At 49.3% G+C, this 22,904-nt stretch carries 16 protein-coding genes and 1 pseudogene; all 17 read left to right on the forward strand.

Annotated elements, in window-relative coordinates; all coding sequences use genetic code 11:
* Nucleotides 1-2 precede the first annotated feature (2 nt).
* The 17 genes and pseudogenes from FME97_RS06900 (at nucleotide 3) to FME97_RS06975 (ending at nucleotide 22,898) form a co-directional block, all read left to right on the forward strand.
* Entirely contained in the window at nucleotides 3-1,109 is a 1,107-nt protein-coding gene (locus FME97_RS06900; protein ID WP_141428498.1) for a Wzz/FepE/Etk N-terminal domain-containing protein, read from the forward strand.
* Between the two features lie 28 nt (nucleotides 1,110-1,137).
* Nucleotides 1,138-1,968 carry an acyltransferase gene (locus FME97_RS06905; protein ID WP_179954799.1) on the forward strand — a complete coding sequence of 277 codons (831 nt, stop codon included), beginning with the start codon at nucleotides 1,138-1,140 and terminating at the stop codon, nucleotides 1,966-1,968.
* Nucleotides 1,969-2,013: 45 nt separating this feature from the next.
* Nucleotides 2,014-2,847, forward strand: a complete 834-nt coding sequence (locus FME97_RS06910; protein WP_141428499.1) for an LbetaH domain-containing protein — start codon at nucleotides 2,014-2,016, stop codon at nucleotides 2,845-2,847.
* 188 nt (nucleotides 2,848-3,035) lie between these two features.
* Nucleotides 3,036-4,388 (forward strand): hypothetical protein, encoded by a 1,353-nt coding sequence (locus FME97_RS06915; RefSeq protein ID WP_232522848.1) that lies wholly within the window; start codon nucleotides 3,036-3,038, stop codon nucleotides 4,386-4,388.
* Nucleotides 4,385-5,536, forward strand: a complete 1,152-nt coding sequence (glf, locus tag FME97_RS06920) for a UDP-galactopyranose mutase (protein WP_141428501.1) — start codon at nucleotides 4,385-4,387, stop codon at nucleotides 5,534-5,536. The genes FME97_RS06915 and glf overlap by 4 nt, the downstream gene beginning before the upstream one ends.
* Nucleotides 5,537-5,565: 29 nt before the next feature.
* On the forward strand, nucleotides 5,566-6,579 hold the full coding sequence (locus tag FME97_RS06925) for a glycosyltransferase family 2 protein (RefSeq protein ID WP_141428502.1): 1,014 nt from the start codon (nucleotides 5,566-5,568) through the stop codon (nucleotides 6,577-6,579).
* Between the two features lie 78 nt (nucleotides 6,580-6,657).
* Nucleotides 6,658-7,878, forward strand: a complete 1,221-nt coding sequence (gene wzy, locus FME97_RS06930) for an oligosaccharide repeat unit polymerase (RefSeq protein ID WP_141428503.1) — start codon at nucleotides 6,658-6,660, stop codon at nucleotides 7,876-7,878.
* A complete protein-coding gene (locus FME97_RS06935) occupies nucleotides 7,853-9,016 on the forward strand; it encodes a glycosyltransferase family 4 protein (protein ID WP_141428504.1) in 1,164 nt (387 codons plus the stop codon). Before wzy ends, FME97_RS06935 begins: the two co-directional genes overlap by 26 nt.
* Nucleotides 9,017-9,821: 805 nt before the next feature.
* Nucleotides 9,822-10,271, forward strand: a pseudogene (locus tag FME97_RS12550) (glycosyltransferase); the annotation flags it as partial.
* A 51-nt stretch (nucleotides 10,272-10,322) separates the two neighbouring features.
* Nucleotides 10,323-10,877: a glycosyltransferase family 4 protein gene (locus FME97_RS12555; protein WP_232522960.1), complete on the forward strand. Its 555-nt coding sequence runs from the start codon at nucleotides 10,323-10,325 to the stop codon at nucleotides 10,875-10,877.
* A 24-nt stretch (nucleotides 10,878-10,901) separates the two neighbouring features.
* The gene (locus FME97_RS06945; RefSeq protein WP_141428506.1) at nucleotides 10,902-11,888 is read left to right on the forward strand and encodes an NAD-dependent epimerase/dehydratase family protein; all 987 of its coding nucleotides are present in this window, start codon (nucleotides 10,902-10,904) and stop codon (nucleotides 11,886-11,888) included.
* 1 nt (nucleotide 11,889) lies between these two features.
* Complete coding sequence (locus FME97_RS06950; protein WP_141428507.1) at nucleotides 11,890-12,669, forward strand: glycosyltransferase family 2 protein; 780 nt, start codon at nucleotides 11,890-11,892, stop codon at nucleotides 12,667-12,669.
* A gap of 264 nt (nucleotides 12,670-12,933) precedes the next feature.
* Nucleotides 12,934-14,022: a GDP-mannose 4,6-dehydratase gene (gmd, locus tag FME97_RS06955; protein WP_141428508.1), complete on the forward strand. Its 1,089-nt coding sequence runs from the start codon at nucleotides 12,934-12,936 to the stop codon at nucleotides 14,020-14,022.
* A gap of 6 nt (nucleotides 14,023-14,028) precedes the next feature.
* Nucleotides 14,029-14,973 carry a GDP-L-fucose synthase family protein gene (locus tag FME97_RS06960; RefSeq protein WP_141428509.1) on the forward strand — a complete coding sequence of 315 codons (945 nt, stop codon included), beginning with the start codon at nucleotides 14,029-14,031 and terminating at the stop codon, nucleotides 14,971-14,973.
* Between the two features lie 1,094 nt (nucleotides 14,974-16,067).
* The gene (locus tag FME97_RS06965) at nucleotides 16,068-18,065 is read left to right on the forward strand and encodes a glycoside hydrolase family 97 protein (RefSeq protein ID WP_141428510.1); all 1,998 of its coding nucleotides are present in this window, start codon (nucleotides 16,068-16,070) and stop codon (nucleotides 18,063-18,065) included.
* Between the two features lie 134 nt (nucleotides 18,066-18,199).
* Nucleotides 18,200-19,462, forward strand: a complete 1,263-nt coding sequence (locus FME97_RS06970; RefSeq protein WP_141428511.1) for a FecR family protein — start codon at nucleotides 18,200-18,202, stop codon at nucleotides 19,460-19,462.
* A gap of 169 nt (nucleotides 19,463-19,631) precedes the next feature.
* The gene (locus FME97_RS06975) at nucleotides 19,632-22,898 is read left to right on the forward strand and encodes a TonB-dependent receptor (protein WP_141428512.1); all 3,267 of its coding nucleotides are present in this window, start codon (nucleotides 19,632-19,634) and stop codon (nucleotides 22,896-22,898) included.
* Nucleotides 22,899-22,904 lie beyond the last annotated feature (6 nt).

A 22,904-nucleotide genomic window follows, 5' to 3' on the forward strand; every position in this document is an offset into this window, starting at 1 on the left:
CGATGGAAGAGATGAACAGAGCGACCGCCCCTGCGGGGGATGGTGAGATCGACCTGGCGGAGCTGGCGCGCAAGCTGTGGGCCGGACGCCGGAGGATCGTCAGATGGTGCGTCGCGGGGGCGTTGGCGGGACTCGTCATCGGCTTCAGCATCCCCAAGGAGTACACGGTTACGGTGAAGCTGGCCCCGGAGGTGCAGGGCGGGAAGCCGTCGCTGGGAGGACTGGGCTCCCTGGCCTCGATGGCCGGGATCAACGTGGGGAGCATGAACTCGGCGGATGCGATGTCTCCGGAGCTGTACCCCGATATCGTGCAGTCGGTGCCGTTCATGACCGAGCTGTTCGGCGTGGAGGTCCGCCTGGCGCGGGACGAGCGCCGGATGCCCGTCTCGGAGTATGTCTCCGAAGAGCTGCGCTCACCCTGGTGGAGCGCCGTCGCCGCAGCGCCGTTCAAGGCGCTGGGATGGTTCACGGGGCTGTTCCGCGCGGAGGACGACGAACGCCGCGGAACGGGCGTGACGGACCCCTTCCGCCTGACACGTGAGGAGAACGAGACGGTCGGAAGCCTCCAGGAGCGTATCGCGGCCAGCGTGGACAAGAAGACGATGGTCGTCTCGCTGGCGGTGACGATGCAGGACCCGCTCGTCGCGGCGACGCTGACCGACACGGTGATGCGCAACCTGCAGAACCACATCACGCAGTACCGCACGGACAAGGCGCGGCACGACCTGGAGTTCACGCAGCGGCTCTTCGACGAGGCGCAGGGAAAGTATTATGCGGCGCAGCAGCGATACGCGCAGTACGTGGACCAGAATCAGGCGCTCTCGCGGAAGAGCTTCCGAACGGAGCAGGAGCGGCTGCAGAACGAGATGTCGCTGGCGTACAGTCTCTACAACCAGACGGCCCAGCAGTTGCAGCTGGCCCGTGCGAAGGTCCAGGAATCGACCCCGGTCTATGCCGTCGTGCAGCCCGCGACTGTCCCGCTCAAACCCTCGAAACCTTCGAAGATCATGATTCTCGTCGGATGCGTGTTCCTCGCAGGGGCCGCTGCCGCGGCGTGGACACTTTTCGGAGAGGAAATAGCTGAAGGATTCCGGGAAAGGAAGGAATAGTGTTTTGAATAATTAGGTTTATAGGATCATGAATATTAAAGATGTTTTAAAAAGGCCGCTTTGCGAAATCATAGATGCCATAGAGGCCCGCTTATCGCGTCCCCGGTTGAGAATAATTAAAACGCTTTATGTGAATTTTCGTTGTTTCCCACTGAGAAACGCTGTGAAATTTCCTATTTTGATTTACGGTAGATTCAATATTCTGCGTCTTGGCAGGATTCGTATCGAGGCGCCTCGAATTTATCATGGAATGATCCGCTTTGGCCAGTTCACGAATAAGACACAATGTCCTACTCGTATCGTTAATTCTGGAACAATCGTATTTTCAGGAGATTGCGCTGTGTGGGGGGGGGTATTGCTCGAACTTGGCTCTGGTGCTGAACTGACGATAGGAGAGCATTCGTTACTTGGAGAGAATGTCAGATTCATGTTACGTCGCAAATGCGTTATCGGCAAATATGCCCGTATCGCTTTCGATTCCCAATTCATGGATTCTGATTTCCATTACATGCTGAACATTGAGGATGGAACCGTTAAGAACTGTACTTCATTTATCGAAATAGGCGCTTACAATTGGATCGGTAATCGTACGACCGTGAAAAAGGGAACCGTAACGCCCGACTACACGATTGTGGCGGCTCCCAATGCGATGCTTTCCAAGGATTATACGAAGATATGCTCGCCGTTTCCGATACTTGCGGGATGTCCTGCGAAGCAGATTGCCTCGGGATATCGTCGGGTTTTCAATATTCAGACTGAGCGAGACTTAACCGAATCTTTCAAAAACGATACCGGTTTTATTACTTGTGATCTTTCGGACAATATAGACGATTTTTGCAATAACCATCCGAAGCCATGATGTAGATGAAGGTCTTATGGGCTTCGGAGAATAAATCAAGAATTTATGATGAAGCTCATAAAAGAGACTATCGCACCGCTCTATACCCGTATGAGGTATTTCTCCCGGGCTCAATACAACGGCCTGGCTTTGTTCAAAACGATTTGGTTTAACTTGCGTGCCCTGCCTTGGCGGCAAGCGCGGAAACTCCCGATTTTCATTTACAGAGGGACGAAAGTGTATCATTGCGGGACTTTCAAGATTACGGCGGAACACGTGGTGTGCGGCATGATACAGATTGGCAAACTGGGGTATAAAGCTCCTGGAAACGGGCGAATCGCAAATTACGGAATCATTGAATTTAAGGCTCCCACGATTCTTGGGGGTGGGGTTATCATCGAAAATAGGGGATATATTCTGTTCCACGGCGAAACCCAAGTCGGCGAAGGTACTACGATGCTCATACGGGACAGACTCGAGATCGGGAAATATACCCGTATCGGGTTTCTTTCGTTTTTCATGGATTGCGACGACCATTTTACGGTAAATACCGATACACTGAATGTGACCCGCAACAAACAGCCGATTGTCATCGGTCGGTATTGTTGGATCGCCTGCAAGACATTCGTTAAAAAAGGCGTAGTTCTTCCCGATTATACGATCGTAGCTTCGGCCAATGCCGTCTTAACCAAGGATTATTCGGATATCGGTGAATATTGCGTACTTGGTGGTGTGCCGGCCAAGGTGATCGGCAGGGGCATACGGCGTATTTACAATTGGAAAGCGGAAGCCCGACTCAAAGAATATTTTGACGAACATCCCGAGGCCACGACATTCGATCCCGGGATCGCAGACGATCAGATAGACGAATACTGTCTGTCGAACGCCATTCATCTTTAGCGTTTTGAATGTACAATAACAAACGGATAGCGGTAAATACCGTTGCTATATACTGCAGACTCGTATTGTCGAGCGGTATCGCGCTTTTTTCGACCCGCTACGTTCTCGAAGCCTTGGGTGAGGAGGACTTCGGTCTCTACAATGTCATAGCCGGAGTGGTGGCTTTATTTTCTTTTATAGCATCGACTATGGCGACGACCACTCAACGGTTTATCTCTTTCACGATGGGATCAGCTCCGGATACAGAGCGGATTCGCGAAGTGTTTGGCAGCAGTCTTTGCTTGCATGTCGTTGTCGCATTCGTAGTCGCCGCTGTCGTATTATTGGGCGGGTGGTTGCTCATTGATAATGTATTGAGTATTCCGCAGGGCAAACATTCCGATGCGTTGTTTGTGCTGGTCAGCGTATGTTTCGGGCTTGTCGGTACGATTGTTTCGGTTCCCTTCGAAGCTCTGCTAATGGCGCACGAGAATATCGTTTTCGTTTCCGTATGCCAAATGTTCAATACGCTGGTTAAACTCGGGGGTGCGCTATTGTTGCTTTGTCTGGAAGCCGACAGACTCCGTATCTATGCCGTTATTATGGCCTGTCTTCCGTTCTTGTTGTTGTTGATGGAAGGTAGCTTTTGCCTAAGGAGGTATCCGGAGTCGCGGTTCGGAGTCGGCGAACTCGGACGTCCGGTCGTATTCAAGGAGATCGGACGGTTTGCAGGGTGGGTGATGATCGGTACTACCTGCGGAACCTTACGGGCGCAAGGGGTTTCGATCATTCTCAATCTATTCTGGGGGGTCGTTATCAATGCGGCCAATGGTATAGCTACCCAGGTCAGCTCTACGTTGATGTTCTTTTCTACTTCCATCACAACGTCTTTACGGCCTCAGTTAGTGAAGAGTGCGGGGGAAGGGGATTGGAATCGTATGAATACGCTCGTATTCGCTGCTTGTAAGTATCCCTTGCTGTTACTGACTCTGTTCGGAATTCCTCTTATCGTAGCGATGCCTTTTGTGTTGTCGTTATGGTTGAAAACGGTTCCCGACTATTCGGTCGTGTTTTGTCGGTTGCTGGTCTTGAGCGCATTGTTCAATCAGGCTACTATTGGTTTGACGATCGGAATGGAGGCTTGCGGAAAGGTTAAACTGATACATACCATAGTCGGCGGCTCGTTTCTGTTGGTATTGCCGGTCGGGTATTTTTTTGCTCATATCGGATTTCCTCCGCAGAGTCTGATATGGTGCATTGTGATTAATGAGATCGTGGCGTCGATATTGAGAATCATTCTTGCCCGTCGGTTGATAGATCTGAATGTTTCCCGCTTTTTTTTCGATGTGCTGTTACGTTCGGGGGCGGTTGTCGCCGTACTTTTCCTGATCAGTTATTTCATATGGAATTCCGTAACACCCGGTTTGCCGATGTTCTTGATTCTGTGTCTGACCGATTTTATCCTGTTCATAGTTTTGACATTGGTTCTCGGGTTGAATCGTCACGAGCGCCTGAAAGTAGTGAAAGGAATGGTGAATCGGTTAAAATTCAATAAGATATGAGAGAGAAGAAGTATGACTATCTCATAGTAGGAGCCGGATTGTTCGGAGCGACGTTTGCTCATCTCGCCACGAAACGGGGTAAGCGGTGTCTGGTCATTGATAAACGGTCCCATGTCGGAGGAAATGTCTATTGTGAGGAGATAGAGGGAATTAACGTACATAAATACGGAGCGCATATTTTCCATACCTCCGATCGTCGGATTTGGGACTTTGTCAATTCGATCGTTCCTTTCAACCGATATACGAACAGTCCTCTTGCTAAGGCTCCCGATGGCAAATTGTATAATTTGCCGTTCAATATGAATACCTTCTATCAAATGTGGGGAGTGAAAACACCGGCGGAAGCTCAGGCCAAATTGGACGAACAGCGTCGAGAAGCCATAAAGCGCATGGAGGACGATGGTATAAAAGAGCCTCGGAATCTTGAGGAACAGGCATTGACCCTGATCGGACGGGATGTTTACGAACAGCTTATCAAGGGGTATACGGAGAAACAGTGGGGACGCCCCTGCTCCGAACTGCCGGCGTTTATCATACGTCGATTGCCCGTTCGCATGACCTTTGACAACAATTATTTTAATGACTGTTATCAAGGTGTCCCCATTGGCGGATACAACAAATTAGCAGAAGGACTTCTAAAAGGCATTGAGTGCAAAACAGATACAGACTTCTTTAATTCCGAGTACAAAGAATGGAGAAAATATGCTAAGTGGTTGGTTTATACTGGAGCTATTGATGAATATTTTTCATATAAGTTGGGGAGATTAGATTGGCGTACAGTGAGTTTTCAGACATATATTAAAGATATTCCCAATTATCAGGGGAATGCAGTCGTCAATTATACTTCACGCGAGGAACCTTATACCCGTATCATAGAGCATAAACATTTTGAAATGTTCGGTCAGGACATTGAAAGAGTCCCCAAAACTGTGATTTCCGAAGAATACCCTGTCGAATACAAGGAAGGTCTGGAACCTTATTATCCCGTAAATGACCTGCGAAATGAGAACCTTGCGGAGCAATACCGATTCTTGGCTGAACAGGAGCATGATGTCATATTCGGAGGGCGATTGGCAGAATATAAGTATTATGATATGGCTCCTATTATAGGGAAAGCTCTTTCCGAAGTGTGCAAATCCCTACAATAATAAAGAATTGTTCATTAGATATAGGTAATATGAATAAGGTTTTAAGTATTATTATTCCGACGTATAATATGGAGGATTATCTCAGGCAATGTTTAGATTCACTAATCATTGCAGATGATCTGATGCAACAACTTGAAGTGTTGGTTATCAATGATGGATCAAAAGATCAATCCTCTGCCATTGCACACGAATACAGTCGGAAGCATCCTTCGACCATATTTGTAATAGATAAGGAAAACGGAAATTATGGGTCTTGTATCAACAGGGGGTTGAAAGAAGCGACAGGAAAATTCATAAAGATATTGGATGCGGACGATAGTTTTGACAGTGCGGCATTGGCCGAATTTATTAACCAGTTGAGAGATACAAACGCTGATTTGGTCATTACGAATTTCAGCGTGGTAGATTCGGAAGGAAGAACACAGCAGGAAGTGAAATATCTGTTGGGAGAAAGCATTTTCGATATATCTGCGTACAAGGAAAAGGCTTTGGAAATGCATGCCATCACTTACAGAAAGAACATCCTCGACAGTATGGAATATAGGCAGTCGGAAGGTATATCCTATACGGATACGGAATGGGCTATCCTGCCTATGACAGTTGTAAATGACGTAAAATTCTTCAACTTGAGGCTATATAAATACTTGTGTGGCAGAAGTGGACAAACAGTAGAAAAAGATACATTGGCCAAGAGAAGCCATCAACTGATTCACATAATGAATGGGATTCTTACAAAGTTGTCATCACAGGATATCAAACCCAACTCACAAACGTATTTTGACATAGTAATACCTCAAAAATTGAATTATGTATATAGCATAGTATTGCTGAAAGGGAACGAATGGCAGAGGCGGGAATTAAAAAAAACAGACCTGTTCCTTAAAGCCAATTTTAGTGAATACTATAACTTCTTAGATGCTGTAAAATACAGCTTTATACCTGTCAGATTTATTCATCTATGGAGGAATAATCGTTTAATATATGGCTTGTTTATAAGGATTGTCCTCATATTAAGAAAAGGTTTGTTGCCGAAAGAAGTGTAAAGCAAACTGGATCATAGGTTATTTTCGGGGTATTCCGAATACTAAATCCCGCTGCATTACACATAAACGCATTCTGCCGTGAACTCCGCTGTCGATACTTCCAAAGGTAAATTGTTGATTTTCTTTCCGTTATTCTATAATACGGTCAATTTGCTGTATTGTTTATATTCTGGGTGCTTCACTGGAGATTATTTAGGAATAACGGTCAATAACTACAATTTGTTGTTTGTCACTTATGTATGTTCGTTTATTCCTCAAATAGTGTTATGGGAAATTTATAAGTGGCATAAGAAAAGGCAGGCAATGCATCCTTCTCATGGTATACAGATTAATTTGTCTTTTCTCAGGTTATTTGTTTATTTCATCTTTTTCTGGCACATCTCCGTATCCTTGTTGTTCGGAGTCAATCAATTAGGGGAAGATGCTTATCAGGCACCGTCTTTTATTAAGGTGTTCATTCAGATTTTCAACAGATTCCCTCCCAACTTGATCGGCGCGTTTTATATTGCGTTATGCGGGAATAAACGGTTTTCGGAATTCCTTAAGATAGCACTGCTAATGGTTGTCTTTGGCTTAGTGAAGAAATCGATATCTTCACCGGTATTCATTTTCTATATTGCTTTGATTTTTTATGGAGACCGCCTCCTTCCGTGGTTCAAGAGGCGTATTTTTCTGATAGCTTTTATTTCGTTATTAAGTCCTTATGTGATAAGATCCATCTATTCACTCCGTGATTCACTGCGCGGTACGGAAGGAATCGAATTATCTTCTGAACAATTGGTATTCGGAAAACTCTTTGGCCGTTTGTCAAGTTTATCCAACTCGGGATTTATTGTGGAAAACTTGTTTTATTTTGCTTCGCAGGCTCAAGAACTTGATTATTTCTATTACCAGAAACAATCTTTGTCGGGGGTGTTAGGGATGTCTTTTGCTCCGCCTTTGTCGCCAGAAAAAGTTTTGTTTAATTCTTTGGGCGATGGAGATCCGAATGTTTCTTATATGTGTGGTGTGATGGGGAATATGACATTGTCATTTTTAAGGTCCCCATCTCTGCTGTTGATAAATTTTGTATCATTTGTTCTATTGTTATGGTTGACTTTTTATTTGATAGGTAGAATGCGGATACCTTGGGCTTTCGAACTTGCTTTGGTATTTCAAATATCTCCAGTGATGAGTGGAGTGGCCAATGAATGTGCTTTCGTCCCCGTTGCATTATGCCTCTTTTTATTATTAAACATAGTAGTGAACAGTTGTTTTATCAAAAAAAGGAGAAATGAGGAGAATATTATTTATTCTTAAAGGGTTGCCCTATCCGATAGACAGGGATGGATTGAGCGTGATCAATTACAGGCTGTTGAAAATGGCATCCGAGGATTACTGGTTTGATATAATTTCTTTATCAGAGGAGAGTAAGGAAACCATTTTGGGCACTCGGGGAATAAGTAATCGGATAGCACGAATAATGGTGTTGCCGGATAAAATATCGGATTCTTCTTCAGGAAGAATTTTCAGATTGGTTGCACGACTATTCGGAAAAGGAACACTGCCTTATGATAAATTACTTCGTGAGCAGGAAAGGAATTATGATTTGATATATATCTGTACGCCTCCCTCTGCTCTTTATTTGTCTATGTTCAACTGCACGACTCCAATGTTTGTGAATGCGGTAGATTCGTTTTCCATGCTTAATTTCCGTTTTTATAAACAGCATAGAACTATTGCAAGGTTTATTAAATATGTGATGTACAGGAGTGTGGAACGGCGATGCTTTGCATATTCTGATGTGATAAATTTTGTTTCGTCTGTCGATGCCGACTATTCAAAGAACCTCTTAGACAGAAAGAAAATAATTGTCATACCTAATGGAGTGGACTATGCATACTTTAATTCTGGAAATGCAGTAGAACGGGAAGAGAATGCCTTACTTTTTGTCGGAAATTATAAAAACATTTCTAATGTAACGGGAATAGAGTATTTTGTGAATAAGATATATCCGTTAATAAAAAAAAGAACACCCCATTTAAAATTATATATTGTAGGACCTTATGCCTGTTTTGATTTTAAAGACGACGACGTTATTGTGACCGGTTATGTAGAAGACTTGAGAGAGTATTATCGCCGTTGCACGGTGTTTATCGCTCCGTTACTTACGGGAAGCGGAATAAAAAATAAAATTCTAGAGGCGATGGCGGCAGGTATACCAATAGTGTCTTCTTCTGTAGGAGTCGATGGCATTCATGTAGAAAACGGTCGGCATCTGTTGATAGTCGATGGCATAAATCAATGGTGTGATGAGATTGTCGAGTTATTGCATAGTATCCCAAAAAGGGAAAAATTGGCAATAAATGCGCAAAATTACGTGAAGAGTAATTATGCTTGGAATGGAGCAGTATCGCAATATTTTCAACAATTCTCTTCATTGATAGAACGAAAGTAATCTGGACATGTTTTCTAATACTGTGTTACTGAAAAAATGTTACATTGGGTAAGCCCTCTCGTGGAGTACTTGTAATAAATCCAATCAAGTATTCGCAAAACAGTACGTACTTGTATTCGGTTTGCTATCAGGCATAAAAGAGCACGCCGATCTTTTTATATGGCAATCAGCTAGACCGTTAGAAGGGTATAAATCAATAAGTTTCAAATCCGTAATCAGTAGCAGGCCGGATTGTGTACGGAGGGGTGATATTTTTCACCATTGACGGCACGGTCTATTTTGTCGAGCAAGGTTGCGTACATAGCTACGGGGGCCTTATGCCTATGCCGGGTGAATAAGCTTTCTCCTTCATACATATAAGAAGAGGCCATATATATTGAACCCTGATATCGACGGATTAGGAGAAAAATTAGTATGTGGCGGATGATGATTTCCGGAAATTAAATGTATTGACTTTCATCGAGGCAATCCCATTCGGATATATCGCAACAAGGTATAGAAAAGAGCTATGCAGTACGCATTGGGGAAGATTCTACTATAATATGTTTTATGTATTCATGCTCTTATTGGCCCTGACAATGAATTTCGGTTTTTTAACGAGGGCATGCCAATATTTTATATTTTCTTATTTCTTTTTACTGGCTTTCTATTTCCAAACGGCTAAGCCGACAACCGAAAAACGATATTTCTTGATTTTATTGTCCTGCTACTTTTTGATTTACTCTGTGCGTTACATCTTTATTTGGTTTTATGAAGACAAATATTCATTCTTTTTGTTGGAAAATTAAATTTTTAATAGAGTTCCATGAGGATAGCTTATATTCTTCCATCCTTGCGTAATCAAGGCCCTATAGTAGTCGTAAAGAATATAACGGATTATTTGGTAAAATGGGGGCATGAGCCTGAGATCTTTTATTTGGATGAAACATCATCCAAGATGACGTTTAAATGCCCAACACGGCATATTCGGATGAGAACTCCCATTGATTTTGATCGATATGATGTAATTCACAGTCATTGTCTGCGCCCCGACATTTATGTCTACAGATGGAGGAAACGCATCTGTAATGCTAAAACGGTTTCCACGCTTCATCAAGATACTTACCGTAGTTTCTGCTATCAGTATAATTGCGTAATGTCTTATCTATTTACACAATATTGGAGCCATATACAATCTAAATTTAATGGTGTGATAAGTATATCAAATCAATTGAAGAATTTGTATTGCAATAAAATAAAATCTCCAATAACCACTATTTACAATGGCTGTTTCACACATATAGATGATAGCGCAGACATTCAGATTGTGGATAACCTAAAGCAAATAAAATCAAAATACAAATTATTGGGGACTTATGCTTATATCACTCGTAGGAAAGGTTTGGGACAGATTATTCAAGCCCTTTCTTACATGAAAAATTACGCCTTTGTTATAATCGGCGAAGGGCCAGATATTGCGAATTTGAAACAGAAAGCCCAAAACTTGTGCGTTCATGATAGAGTGCTATTTTTCCCTTACCAAAAGAATCCGTGCAATTATTTACCTTATTTTGATGTATATGTGATGCCTTCTTACTCCGAAGGGTTCGGAATGGCAATGGTGGAAGCTGCCTTGGCAGGAAAAGCCATCGTGTGTTCGGATATATCTTCTTTCCATGAAATATTCAATGAGAATGAAGTTCGTTTCTTCACCCTTGACAATACCGATTCTCTGCAACAAGCAATCCACTCAGCTTATATCAATCGGGAAAAACTGGGGAAAGCCGCTTACATCAAGGCAAACAATGAGTTCACTGCACAGAAAATGGCGGAAAATCATAAAAAATACTACGATAACCTGCTGTATAACTCGAATAAATAACATATTGTAATAGTTGTTTTTAATATGATAGATGATTTTACAAGAACCGTTAAAATACTCGTTACCGGAGGTAGCGGATTCATCGGTTCGAACTTGTTGCAATCTTTGTCTCGGAATTCCGATTACGATCTTCTGAATATAGATATAGCTATGATTGATCGACCGGAATTTCAACCTGTCACCACGATTTGTGATATCGAGGATCGGATGAAATTAGAACGTATTATTACGGATTTCAATCCTAACTATATTATTCATTTGGCTGCAAGGACCGATTTGAATGGAAAAAAATTATCAGATTACTCCTCGAATATTGAGGGCGTACGAAATATCGTAGAGATAGCCAGTCAGCTATCCTGTTTAAAAAAGATTCTGATCACCTCCTCCATGTTGGTTTGCAAGCCCGGATACCAACCTGTTTCTAACGATGACTATTGTCCGCATACTCTTTATGGAAAAAGCAAAGTTCTCACTGAACAGATTGCCAGATCTATTCCGCTCAAATGTCAATGGGCCTTTTTAAGACCTACGTCAATATGGGGACCCGGATTCAAAGCTCCGTATCGTAATTTCTTCGATATGGTTGCTAATCGCAGATATTTCCATATTGGGAATAGGGCGTGTACGAAAACATATGGGTATATAGGTAATACCGTCTATCAAATTGAACGAATTCTGTTTCACACTGATACAACGACTAATGGTGAGGTATATTATTTGGGTGATCCTCCATTAAATATTGAAAAGTGGGCCAATCATATATCCGAACAAATGGGAGTAAGGATTCATCGGGTACCTTTTTCTTTAATTAAAATAGCCGGATGGATCGGTGACGGTCTTAAAATGCTGGGCATATCATTTCCGATGACAAGTTTTAGATTGAAAAATATGACTACAAACAATATTCTTGACTTAAGCAAAACTTTTCAGATAGCTCCTAATCCTCCGTATTCGGAACTTGAAGGTATTAAAAGGACCATAGAGTGGTTGCGGACATCTAATAAAAATTAGTATGACCATCTCCATCATCACCGTTACATATAATAGCGGTACGACGGTTCGTGATACGTTTGAGAGTGTATTATCTCAGATTTTCAAAAACATAGAATATATCGTCATCGACGGAGGCTCGACGGACGACACGTTGAAGATCATCCGAGAGTATGAATCGCGTTTTGAGGGGCGAATGCGGTGGATTTCAGAGCGTGACCGCGGGCTGTACGATGCCATGAACAAAGGCATAGCGATGGCTACAGGAGATGTAGTTGGCATTCTCAATTCGGACGATTTTTATACTGCACCGGATGTGCTAACTTCGGTTGCAGCAACATTGGAAAATAAAACAATCGATGCCGTATATGGAGATATTCACTTCGTGCGTCCCGACAATCTGAGCAGATGTGTACGCTACTATTCCTCAAACATCTTTCGACCGTGGTTGATGCGTCTGGGCTTTATACCAGCCCATCCTTCTTTCTATTGCAGAAAAAGCCTCTATAATCGTTACGGAACATTCAACATAGACTATAAGATCGCTGCCGATTTCGAAATTCTATTGCGTTTAATTTATGTGCATCGTATCCATGCCAAATACCTCAAAAAAGATTTTGTGACAATGCGCATGGGAGGTATTTCGACCAATGGTATGGCGAGTCATCGACTGATTATGCGGGATCAGTTGCGAGCCCTTCGCGAAAACGGGGTTTACAGTAATGCTGCAATCCTCTCACTCAGATATATCTACAAAATATGTGAACTATTGAATTCCAAACTGAAATATTTCTTTATATAAAAAAGTTTGATTCATACAGATCAGGTTGGTCTGTACTTGTCTGATTTTTATTGGACAAAGGATCTGAAATCATAGCACGATTCTGTGCTCATCAATGGATTTTGAAAGTAAATCGCCCATCTGCAGCCACTTATTTCCTCCTGTTACCTGCTTTGGAAACTCGATAAATTGAATCGTAGCATGTTTTCAAGATTATTTCCGTGCTTGTCTTATCGAGAGCCGCACAACGGATATCAGAAATAGAAATAATAAACTTAGGGAAAAATGAAAACAGCCTTAATCACGGGGATTACAGGCCAGGACGGTTCGTATCTGGCAGAATTTTTATTGGAGAAGGGATATAATGTCCACGGCACGATTCGTCGTTCTTCGGTGGACTACCGTGAACGTATCGCACATTTGGAAGGCCTCCCTTATTTCCATTTGCATTATGCCGACCTTGGCGACTCGATGTCGTTGTTGCAGGTCGTTGGTAAAGTGCGTCCCGATGAGATCTATAACCTTGCGGCGCAAAGCCACGTGCAGGTGTCGTTCGATTCACCGGAGTTCACAGCGGACGTAGACGCTACGGGTGTGCTGCGTGTATTGGAGGCTGTGCGCCAATGCGGACTGACGAAAACTTGTCGTATCTACCAGGCTTCGACCTCGGAGCTCTACGGCAAGGTCGAAGAAGTACCGCAGAATGAGGATACACCCTTCCATCCCTATTCGCCCTACGCCGTTGCAAAATTATATGGTTACTGGATTGTGAAGGAGTACCGTGAAGCCTACGGAATGTTCTGTTGCTCGGGCATTCTCTTCAACCATGAGTCGGAGCGTCGCGGGGAAACTTTCGTGACGCGCAAGATTACCCTTGCAGCGGCACGTATCGCACAAGGCAAGCAAGAGAAGGTTTATTTAGGTAACCTCTCGTCGTTGCGCGATTGGGGCTATGCGAAAGATTATGTGATGTGCATGTGGCTAATCCTTCAGAATGACAAACCCGAAGATTTCGTTATTGCCACGGGCGAACAGCATTCTGTGCGTGAATTCTGTCAGTTGGCATTCCACTATGCGGGCATCGAACTTGAATTCAAGGGCGAGGGACTCGACGAAAAAGGCTATGACAAAGCGACGGGCAAAGTACTCGTGGAAGTGTCGGAAGACTTCTACCGTCCGACAGACGTAGTGAATTTGTGGGGCGACCCAACGAAGGCGAAAACGCATCTGGGTTGGAACCCGACGAAAACGACTTTCAAGGAACTGGTGAAGCTGATGGTCAAGGCCGATATGGCGAGAGTTGCCGTGGAACGGGCAGGCGAACACATCTACACGAACCTCGAAGAATACCTCGAAAAAGGAATTGTAAAATAATAGGCGATAATGGATAAAAATGCAAAAATTTATGTGGCAGGCCACCGGGGAATGGTAGGATCGGCCATCGTACGAGAGCTGAAACGCCAGGGTTACACAAACATAGTCATCCGTACGCATCGGGAACTCGATTTGACCGATCAGCTGTCTGTGGACCGTTTCTTCGCTAAGGAACAGCCTGAATATGTCTTTTTGGCGGCGGCGAAAGTGGGAGGTATCATCGCTAATTCATCGGCATTGGCGGATTTCATGTATGAGAACATGATGCTGGAAATGAACGTGATTCATGCGGCATGGCGCAACAGATGCAAGAAATTGGAGTTTTTGGGATCATCATGCATCTACCCGCGTCTGGCACCGCAGCCGATACCGGAGAGTTGTCTGCTAACTTCGGCACTGGAGCCAACGAACGAGGCTTATGCGCTTGCGAAAATTTCGGGACTGAAGTATTGCGAATACCTGAATCGTCAGTATGGTACGGATTATATCTCGGTGATGCCGACAAATCTCTACGGACCAAACGACAACTATCACCCGACACACAGTCATGTACTGCCGGCCCTGATTCGCCGCTTTCATGAGGCAAAGAGGTCTGGTGCAAGAAGCGTTACCTGTTGGGGCGACGGAACTCCGTTGCGCGAATTTCTCTATGTGGACGATCTTGCGAATCTGTGCGTCTTTCTGATGAACAGTTATTCAGGGAACGAAACGGTGAACGCCGGAACGGGCAAGGAGGTTACCATCAAAGAATTGACCGAACTTGTGGCGAATGTCGTAGGCTATGAGGGAACGATCGAGTGGGATACGACGAAACCTAACGGTACGCCGCGCAAACTGCTCGATATTTCGAAAGCCACAGCATTAGGCTGGACCTATAAAACGGAGTTGGAGGAGGGCATCCGGTTGTCGTATGAGGATTTCCGGAACAATCCCATGCGTGTCGAGCGCTGACTGACGACGTTATGGACAAAAACTGGATGATTGGCTAAACACAACTTCCCTTGATTGTTATGCTATTTTAGAGAAATGAACAGTATGATTATAAAGCAGGATGCCGCGGGGAAACGTTGTCATAAAAATGACAGTTTGTCAGATTTGATATCATGAAATAAATTTCATATTTTTATGTTGTCGAATAAAAAGCATTGAAATATAGAGCAATTACTGCGAAATAGTGGCCTATGAAAAGAAAAACAACTGAAATATATTGATACATAACGCGGATAAAGAATAGGTCCAGGTTATGTTTTTGTCATTTGTAAATGTTTGACAGTTAATGAATTGTTGTTTGCTCTTCTTTTCTGCCATGTATCGCGGATGCCTGTTGCGTAGCAAGAAATGCCCTGAAATCGCCGTTTGTGATACATAAAACCGTGCAACATACCTCTTCTCCCCGGTGTCATTGACTCCGGGGAGTTTTCTTTGTCGACATTCTTTAAATATATAATCTACCGTAAAAATCGTGATCTCATATGTTTCGTTGACAATCCGTGATTTGTGTGTCCTTCCTCGTGTCGGTATTGGTTGGTTGCGACATGGATCAATCTCTTCAGCATCATCTTCCGGATCGAATATTCCTGACAAGCAATATCCGGTTGCTGTTCCGTTGGCGATGCGTGACGGTTTCGGGTTAAAGCATGACACCCTGCCGAAAATGAAGGGGCCCGGTGTCGGCCCCTGAAGTAGGTCTTAGGAAACCCGAACACGGATGCAGTCCTGCGCCCTTGTCGCCCTGCTCGCATAATGCAAGCGGAACATAGCTGGGACTGAAACCGTTATGCCGATTGTATTGTTGTGCCGTCGGACATGCCGGGCTATTCAAAAGCAGCATGGTCTCTCTTGTAACGAATAGAAATGAAAATTCGGAAACGCAGGGCCTTCCGCCCGGCGTTTTTTCGGAAATGTCCGGTTTCCGGACCGAAAATCGATGCCACGACGTAGGGTATGGCGTCGGTTGTCCGTGTAATAGAATGGACAGCAGCCTGAAAAGGTCGCGACCGATGGGAATATCGTATTTTGCTTAATTTTGTTTGACGAAACCGACTATGAACCTCAAACCGCTTCTGCTGATGCTCGGCCTGGCCTGCATCCCCGCGACCCTCGCGGCACAGAAAATCTATTCGCTGTCCTCGCCGGACGGCAACCTCCGCACGACGGTGACCGTCGGGGAGGAGATCCGCGTGGCTCTCGATGCCGGCGACACGCCGCTGCTCGCTCCGTCGCCCGTCTCCATGACCCTCGAAGACGGCGAGGTGCTCGGGCGGAACGCCCGTGTCGTCCGGGCGGAAAAGAACTCCGTCGATCGGACGATCGCCTCGCCCTTCTACAAGAAAAGCCGGGTCGGGGAGCGTTACAACCAACTGACGCTCTCGTTCCGCGGCGACTTCGGCCTTGTCTTCCGTCTCTACGACGACGGATTGGCCTACCGCTTCACCACCGACCGGGAGGGCACGCTCCGCATCGGGGACGAATGCGTTGCCTTCTCCTTCCCAGCGGATTGCCGGGCCGTCGTACCCTATGTCGCACGCGGCCGGGATTTCGATTTCGAGAGCCAGTTCTTCAACTCGTTCGAGAACACCTACACCACGGCCCGGATCACGGAGCTCAACCCCGGAAGGCTGATCTTCCTCCCGGCGCTCGTCGAGCTCGACGGAGGCTACAAACTGGTCATAACGGAGGCCGATCTCGAAGGCTATCCGGGGCTCTACCTGCGCGGCAACGGCGAAACGCCCGAACTGCGCGGCGTTTTCGCCCCCTATCCCAAGCGCGAGGAGCAGGGAGGGCACAACCGGTTGCAGATGCTCGTGCGCGAGCGTGAGGGGTACATCGCCTCGACCGTCGGCAAGCGGGCGTTTCCGTGGCGCACGGTCGTCGTCGCCAGGGAGGACCGCGAGCTGCTCGACAACGACATGATCTACCGTCTGGCGCCCGAATCCAGGATCGAAGACACATCGTGGATCAGGCCCGGAAAGGTGGCGTGGGACTGGTGGAACGACTGGAATCTCTACGGCGTGGACTTCGAGGCCGGCATCAACAACGAGACCTACAAGTACTATATCGACTTCGCTTCGCGGAACGGCGTCGAATACGTGATCCTCGACGAAGGGTGGGCCGTGAACGAGAAGGCCGACCTGATGCAGGTGGTGCCCGAAATCGACCTCCGCGAGTTGGTGGCATACGCCCGTGAACGGAACGTCGGAATCATCCTTTGGGCCGGTTACCATGCTTTCGAACGCGACATGGAACAGGTCGTGAGCCACTTCGCCCGAATGGGCGTCAAGGGCTTCAAGGTCGATTTCATGGACCGCGACGACCAGAAGATCGTCGATTTTCTCTACCGCGCCGCACGCGTCTGCGCCGAGCACCGCATGCTGCTCGACTTCCATGGCATCTTCAAGCCGACGGGTCTGAGCCGCACGTGGCCCAATGTGGTCAATTACGAGGGTGTCTTCGGTCTCGAACAGATGAAGTGGTCGCCCGAGACGGTCGATCAGGTGACCTACGATGTCACCATGCCCTTCATCCGTATGGTCGCCGGAGCGATGGACTACACGCAGGGCGCCATGCGCAATGCTGCGCGGCGGAACTACCGCCCGGTCAATACGGAGCCGATGAGCCAGGGCACCCGCTGCCGCCAACTGGCCGAATACATCGTCTTCGAATCGCCGCTCAACATGCTCTGCGACTCGCCGTCGAACTACCTCGAGGAGCCCGAATGCTTCGGCTTCATCGCCGCCGTACCGACCGTCTGGGACCGCACGGTCGCACTCGACGGCAAGCTCGGCGAACGGATAGCCGTCGCCCGGCAGTCGGGCGACATGTGGTACGTCGGGGCGCTGACGAACTGGGACGCCCGTGAAGCGGTGCTCGACCTCTCGTTCCTCGAGGGCGACGGCTGGAAGGTCGAGAGTTTCAGCGACGGCAGGAACGCCCACCGCGCCGCCTGCGACTACGTGATGCGGACGGAGCCTCTGCCCGCGGACAAGAAACTGACGGTGCGGATGGCCCCCGGAGGCGGATTCGCCGCCCGGATCTACCGGTAACGGGGTCCGTCCGGAACGGACACGGCGGGGAGCTGCGGCAAAGGCTGCGGCTCCCCGCTCCGTTTCGGACGGAGTGCAATCTTTTTTCGGCCGGAAAGGTAGGGATTCGGCCCCCTGATCCGTGAATAGGGTAGATGGACGCGCAAAACCGACATATCGACCGACTGATCGCCCGCCACCTCGACGGCGGGAGCCTTTCCGATGCCGAGCAGGCCGAACTCCTCGACTGGCTCCGCTCTTCGGAGGAGCACCGCCACAGCTACCTCGAGGCTTACGACGCATGGGGCGGGAGGCACTTGTCCGACACCCGCTTCGATGCAGAAGCGGCCTACCGCTGCCTCACGGAACGGATCGCAGGACCGGAGGGGCATCCCGCTGCGCCGGTCGTCCGGCGCAGCCGCGCGGTCCGGCGGCGTCTCGTCGGAACCGCTTGCGCGGCCGTCTGCACCGCGCTGCTGGTCACCGGATTCTTCCTCCGCGGCAAGGCGGAGCGGCAAATCCCTGACATCCGGGAGTTCGTCCAAACGGCGGAGGCTCCCGTCTATACCGGAAAGGAGGCGCGGCTCGTCCTCTCGGAGCGGAGGACGGTGCGGATCGAGGAGAAGAGATCTTCGATCCGTTACGATGCCGCCGAGATCCATATCAACGAAGACGCCCGGGAGCCGATCGAGAAAAAGGAGGTGGCCGCATTCAACCAACTGCTCGTCCCCTACGGCAAGCAGACGACTCTGACGCTGGCCGACGGCACCCGCGTGTGGGTGAATGCCGGATCGTGGCTGATCTACCCCTCGGCATTCGGCGACGACAGCCGCGAGATCTACGCCGAAGGCGAAATCTATATCGAGGTGGCCCACGATGCCGCACGTCCCTTCACCGTGCACACCGGGAAAATGGACGTCCGCGTGCTGGGAACCCGGTTCTACCTCTCCTCCTACGGGCGCGACCGGACTCAGGAGGTGGTGCTCCGCTCGGGATCGGTGAGCGTTGCGCCGGCCGGCGCCCCCGAGCGCGGCATCCGGATCGTGCCCGACCAGCGCGCTTCGCTCGACACGGCCGGCACGTTCCGCATCCGCGAGGTGCGTGCCGAAGATTACATCAGTTGGATCCACGGATACTACCGCTTCGACAACACGCCGCTCTCCGACGTGCTCGCACGGCTCGCGCGGTATTACAACCGGACGTTCGACTGTTCCCCCGAAGTCGGTGTCATGACCATTTCGGGAAAACTCGAACTCAACGACGATCCCGGCGAGGTGCTGCGTATCCTCTCGCTCACGGCCCCGATCCGTTTCCGGGTCTCCGAGAATGGATTCCGGCTCTCCTCGGTACAAACCCTCCGAAAAGAACACGACGACAACCCAAACCGAATGCCTATGGAAAACCGCAACCCGAACTGAAAAAAGCCGGGCAGTGTCCCCCAACGCTGTCCGGCACGAAATGAAATCTAAAAGTTACCTTGTTCTAAACTTCAATTCATTGCAAATGTACAACAAAAATGGCAATATCGGGGACCCTGTGCCCGATAATAAGCGATTATCCCGTCTGCTACGGATAAAAGTCCTGTTTTTGCTGGCCGCAATCGGGGCGTTCGGCTCTCTCGTCGCACAGACGTCCGCCCCGGATGCCCGCATCTCGCTCGATCTGCAGAATGTCCCCCTCAAGGAGGTATTCGCCCGCATCGAAGACCAAAGCGACTGTATTTTCGTCTATTACGACAATGTTCTCGACGCCTCTCGCCGGGTGTCGATCAGCGTCTCGGACCAAACCGTCGAAGATGTGCTCGAGGTGCTCTTCGCAGGAACGGAAAACACTTGGAAACTCTCCGGACGGCAGATCGTCATCGGCAGGGCTGCAGCGGCGGACAAAGCCGAAAAGCGGGCTTCGCTGCGCGTCATGGGGTCGGTCAGGGACCGCAACGGCGATCCTCTGATCGGCGTGACGGTCTTCGTGAAGGAGCGGCCCAATATCGGTACGGCCACCGACATCAACGGAAACTACCTGATCGACGTGTCGCCCGACGACGTGCTGGAGTTCAGCTACGTGGGTTACAAGACACAGGATGTGGCCGTTGCCGGACGCGGCCAGCTCGACGTCGTGCTTGAGCAGAACGACGCCATACTCGATGCCGTGGAGGTGGTCGGATACGGCGTGCAGAAGAAGATCAGCGTCATCGGCTCGCAACAGAGCATAGAGGTCGAGGAGCTCAAGGTGCCCGTGGCGAATCTTTCGCAGGGGCTCGCCGGCCGTGTCGCCGGTCTGGTCTCCGTGCAGCGGACCAGCGAGCCGGGCTTCGACGATGCGGACATCTACATCCGCGGCATCTCGACCCTGACGGCCAGCATGAGCGCACCGCTGACGCTCGTGGACGGCGTGCCCCGCTCGTTCTCCAACGTCGATCCGGAGGATATCGAGAGCTTCTCGATCCTCAAGGATGCCTCGGCGACGGCCGTATACGGCGTGCGCGGTGCGAACGGCGTCATCATCATCAACACCAAGAGCGGATCGAAAGGACGGCCGAAGTTCACCGTGCGCTACACCGAGGGTATCACGACGCCGACGAAAATCACCGATTTCGTCGATGGCGCCACCTACATGGAGATGTCGAACGAGGCCTCGATGACCCGCGGCGGCGGGGCGCTGTACAGCCGCGAGGTGATCGAGAAGACCCGCACGCATGCCGATCCCTACCTTTACCCCAACGTGGACTGGATGGACGAGATCCTGCGCGACTACAGCCACAACCGCTCGGCGAACGTCAATGTGTCGGGCGGATCGGACAAGGCCGTATACTACATCGGACTGGCCTATTACGACGAGGACGGCATGTACAAGGACACGAAACTCGCCGATTACAATTCGAACACCTACTACCGGCGTTACAACGTCACGGCCAACCTGACGCTCAATCCGTTTCGCACCACCGAGATCAAACTCGGCATCCAGGGCTACCTGGCCAACGCCAACTATCCCGCCTCGGCGCAGGCCACGATCTTCGAATCGGCCTACTTCACCCAGCCTACCTACATCGCCCCGCTCTATCCCGACGGCAAGCTCGGAGCCTTCTCGGGCGGAGAGCTCAACCCCGTGGCCGAGCTCGGTGCCACGGGCTACGCCAACCAGTGGCGCAGCCAGGTATATTCGAACCTCCGCGTCACGCAGCAACTCTGCAAGGGGCTGTCGGTCACCGGTATGTTCTCGTTCGACACCTACAACTACACCTCCAACCGATTCACCAAGTCGCCCAACACCTACCACGCCACGGGGCGCGATGCCAACGGTAACCTGATCTACGAACAGACCCGGCAGGGCACCGAGAACCTCGCCTACAGCCTCAGTGCCAAGGGCGACCGCACGATCTACCTCGAGGCGGCGCTCAATTACAGGAACTCTTTCGGGCGGCACGACGTGTCGGGCATGCTGCTCTTCAACCAGAGCGACGAGATCAACACGAAGGCGACCAACGTCGAGGAGGCCTTGCCCTACCGCTTCCGCGGCCTGGCCGGACGCTTCACCTACGGATTCGACGACCGCTATTTCGCCGAATTCAACTTCGGATACAACGGCTCGGAGAACTTCGCTCCCAGGAACCGCTACGGTTTCTTCCCGTCGGTGGGTCTGGGCTGGGTGATCTCCAACGAGGCATTCTTCGAGCCGCTCACGAACGTCATCCAGTACCTGAAGGTACGCGGCACATGGGGGCAGGTCGGCAACAGCCAGATCAGCGGCCGCCGGTTCGCTTACCTGGCCACCGTAACCGACAGCGGCTCGACGAGCTACACCTTCGGCAAGAACATGGACCAGAACTACGGAACGACGGCCATCGACGAATATGCCGTGGACGTGACGTGGGAGGTGGCCGACAAGACCGACATCGGCGTGGACATGCGCCTGCTGAACAACAAGCTCAACCTCCAGTTCGACTACTTCAAGGAGTCCCGCAAGGGCATCTACCTCCGCCGTTCGAGCATTCCTTCCTATGTCGGAATGATCAACAATCCCTACGGCAACATCGGAAAGGTCGAGAACAAGGGTTTCGAGCTCTCGGTAAACTACGCCAATTCGTGGGGCGACTGGTCGCTGAGTCTGATGGGTAACTACTCGTTCAACCGCAACAAGGTGCTCGAGGACGACAGCACGGTCGCCTACCCGTGGCAGAATACCATCGGCAACAAGGTCGGGCAACGCTTCGGTCTGGTGGCTCTCGGGCTGTTCGACAGCTACGAGGAGATCGCGGCGTCGCCCGTGCAGACCGGCGACACCCGTCCCGGCGACATCAAGTACAAGGACGTAAACGGCGACGGCAAGATCGACGAGTATGACAAAGTGCCTATCGGCTGGGGCAGCGTGCCCGAGATCATGTACGGTTTCGGCTTTTCGGTGGGTTGGAAGAACCTCTCGCTCACGGCCATGTTCCAGGGCGCCGCGCACGTGGACGCCATGCTCAGCGGCGAAGGCGTACTGCCTTTCTCGCAGGGGTCGAGCCGCGGCAACCTGCTGAGCAACGTCACCGACCGCTGGACCGAGGAGAACCCCCGCCAGGACGTCTTCTATCCCCGTCTCTCGATCGGAAACATCAACATGAACTACGAAGAAAGCACCTGGTGGCTCAAGGATACCGACTACCTGCGTCTGAAAAACATCGAACTCTCCTACCGGCTGCCCGACCGCTGGATGAAACGAATCCATCTGAGCAATGCCCGCATCTTCATCCAGGGCGTGAATCTGCTCACGTTCAGCTCATTCAAGATCTGGGACGTAGAACTCGGCGACGGACGCGGCGCGAAATACCCCAATATCGCATCGGTCAGCCTGGGCATAAACTTCAACTTCTAATAATCC

This window comes from Alistipes dispar, from assembly GCF_006542685.1.
GTDB classification, from domain to species: domain Bacteria; phylum Bacteroidota; class Bacteroidia; order Bacteroidales; family Rikenellaceae; genus Alistipes; species Alistipes dispar.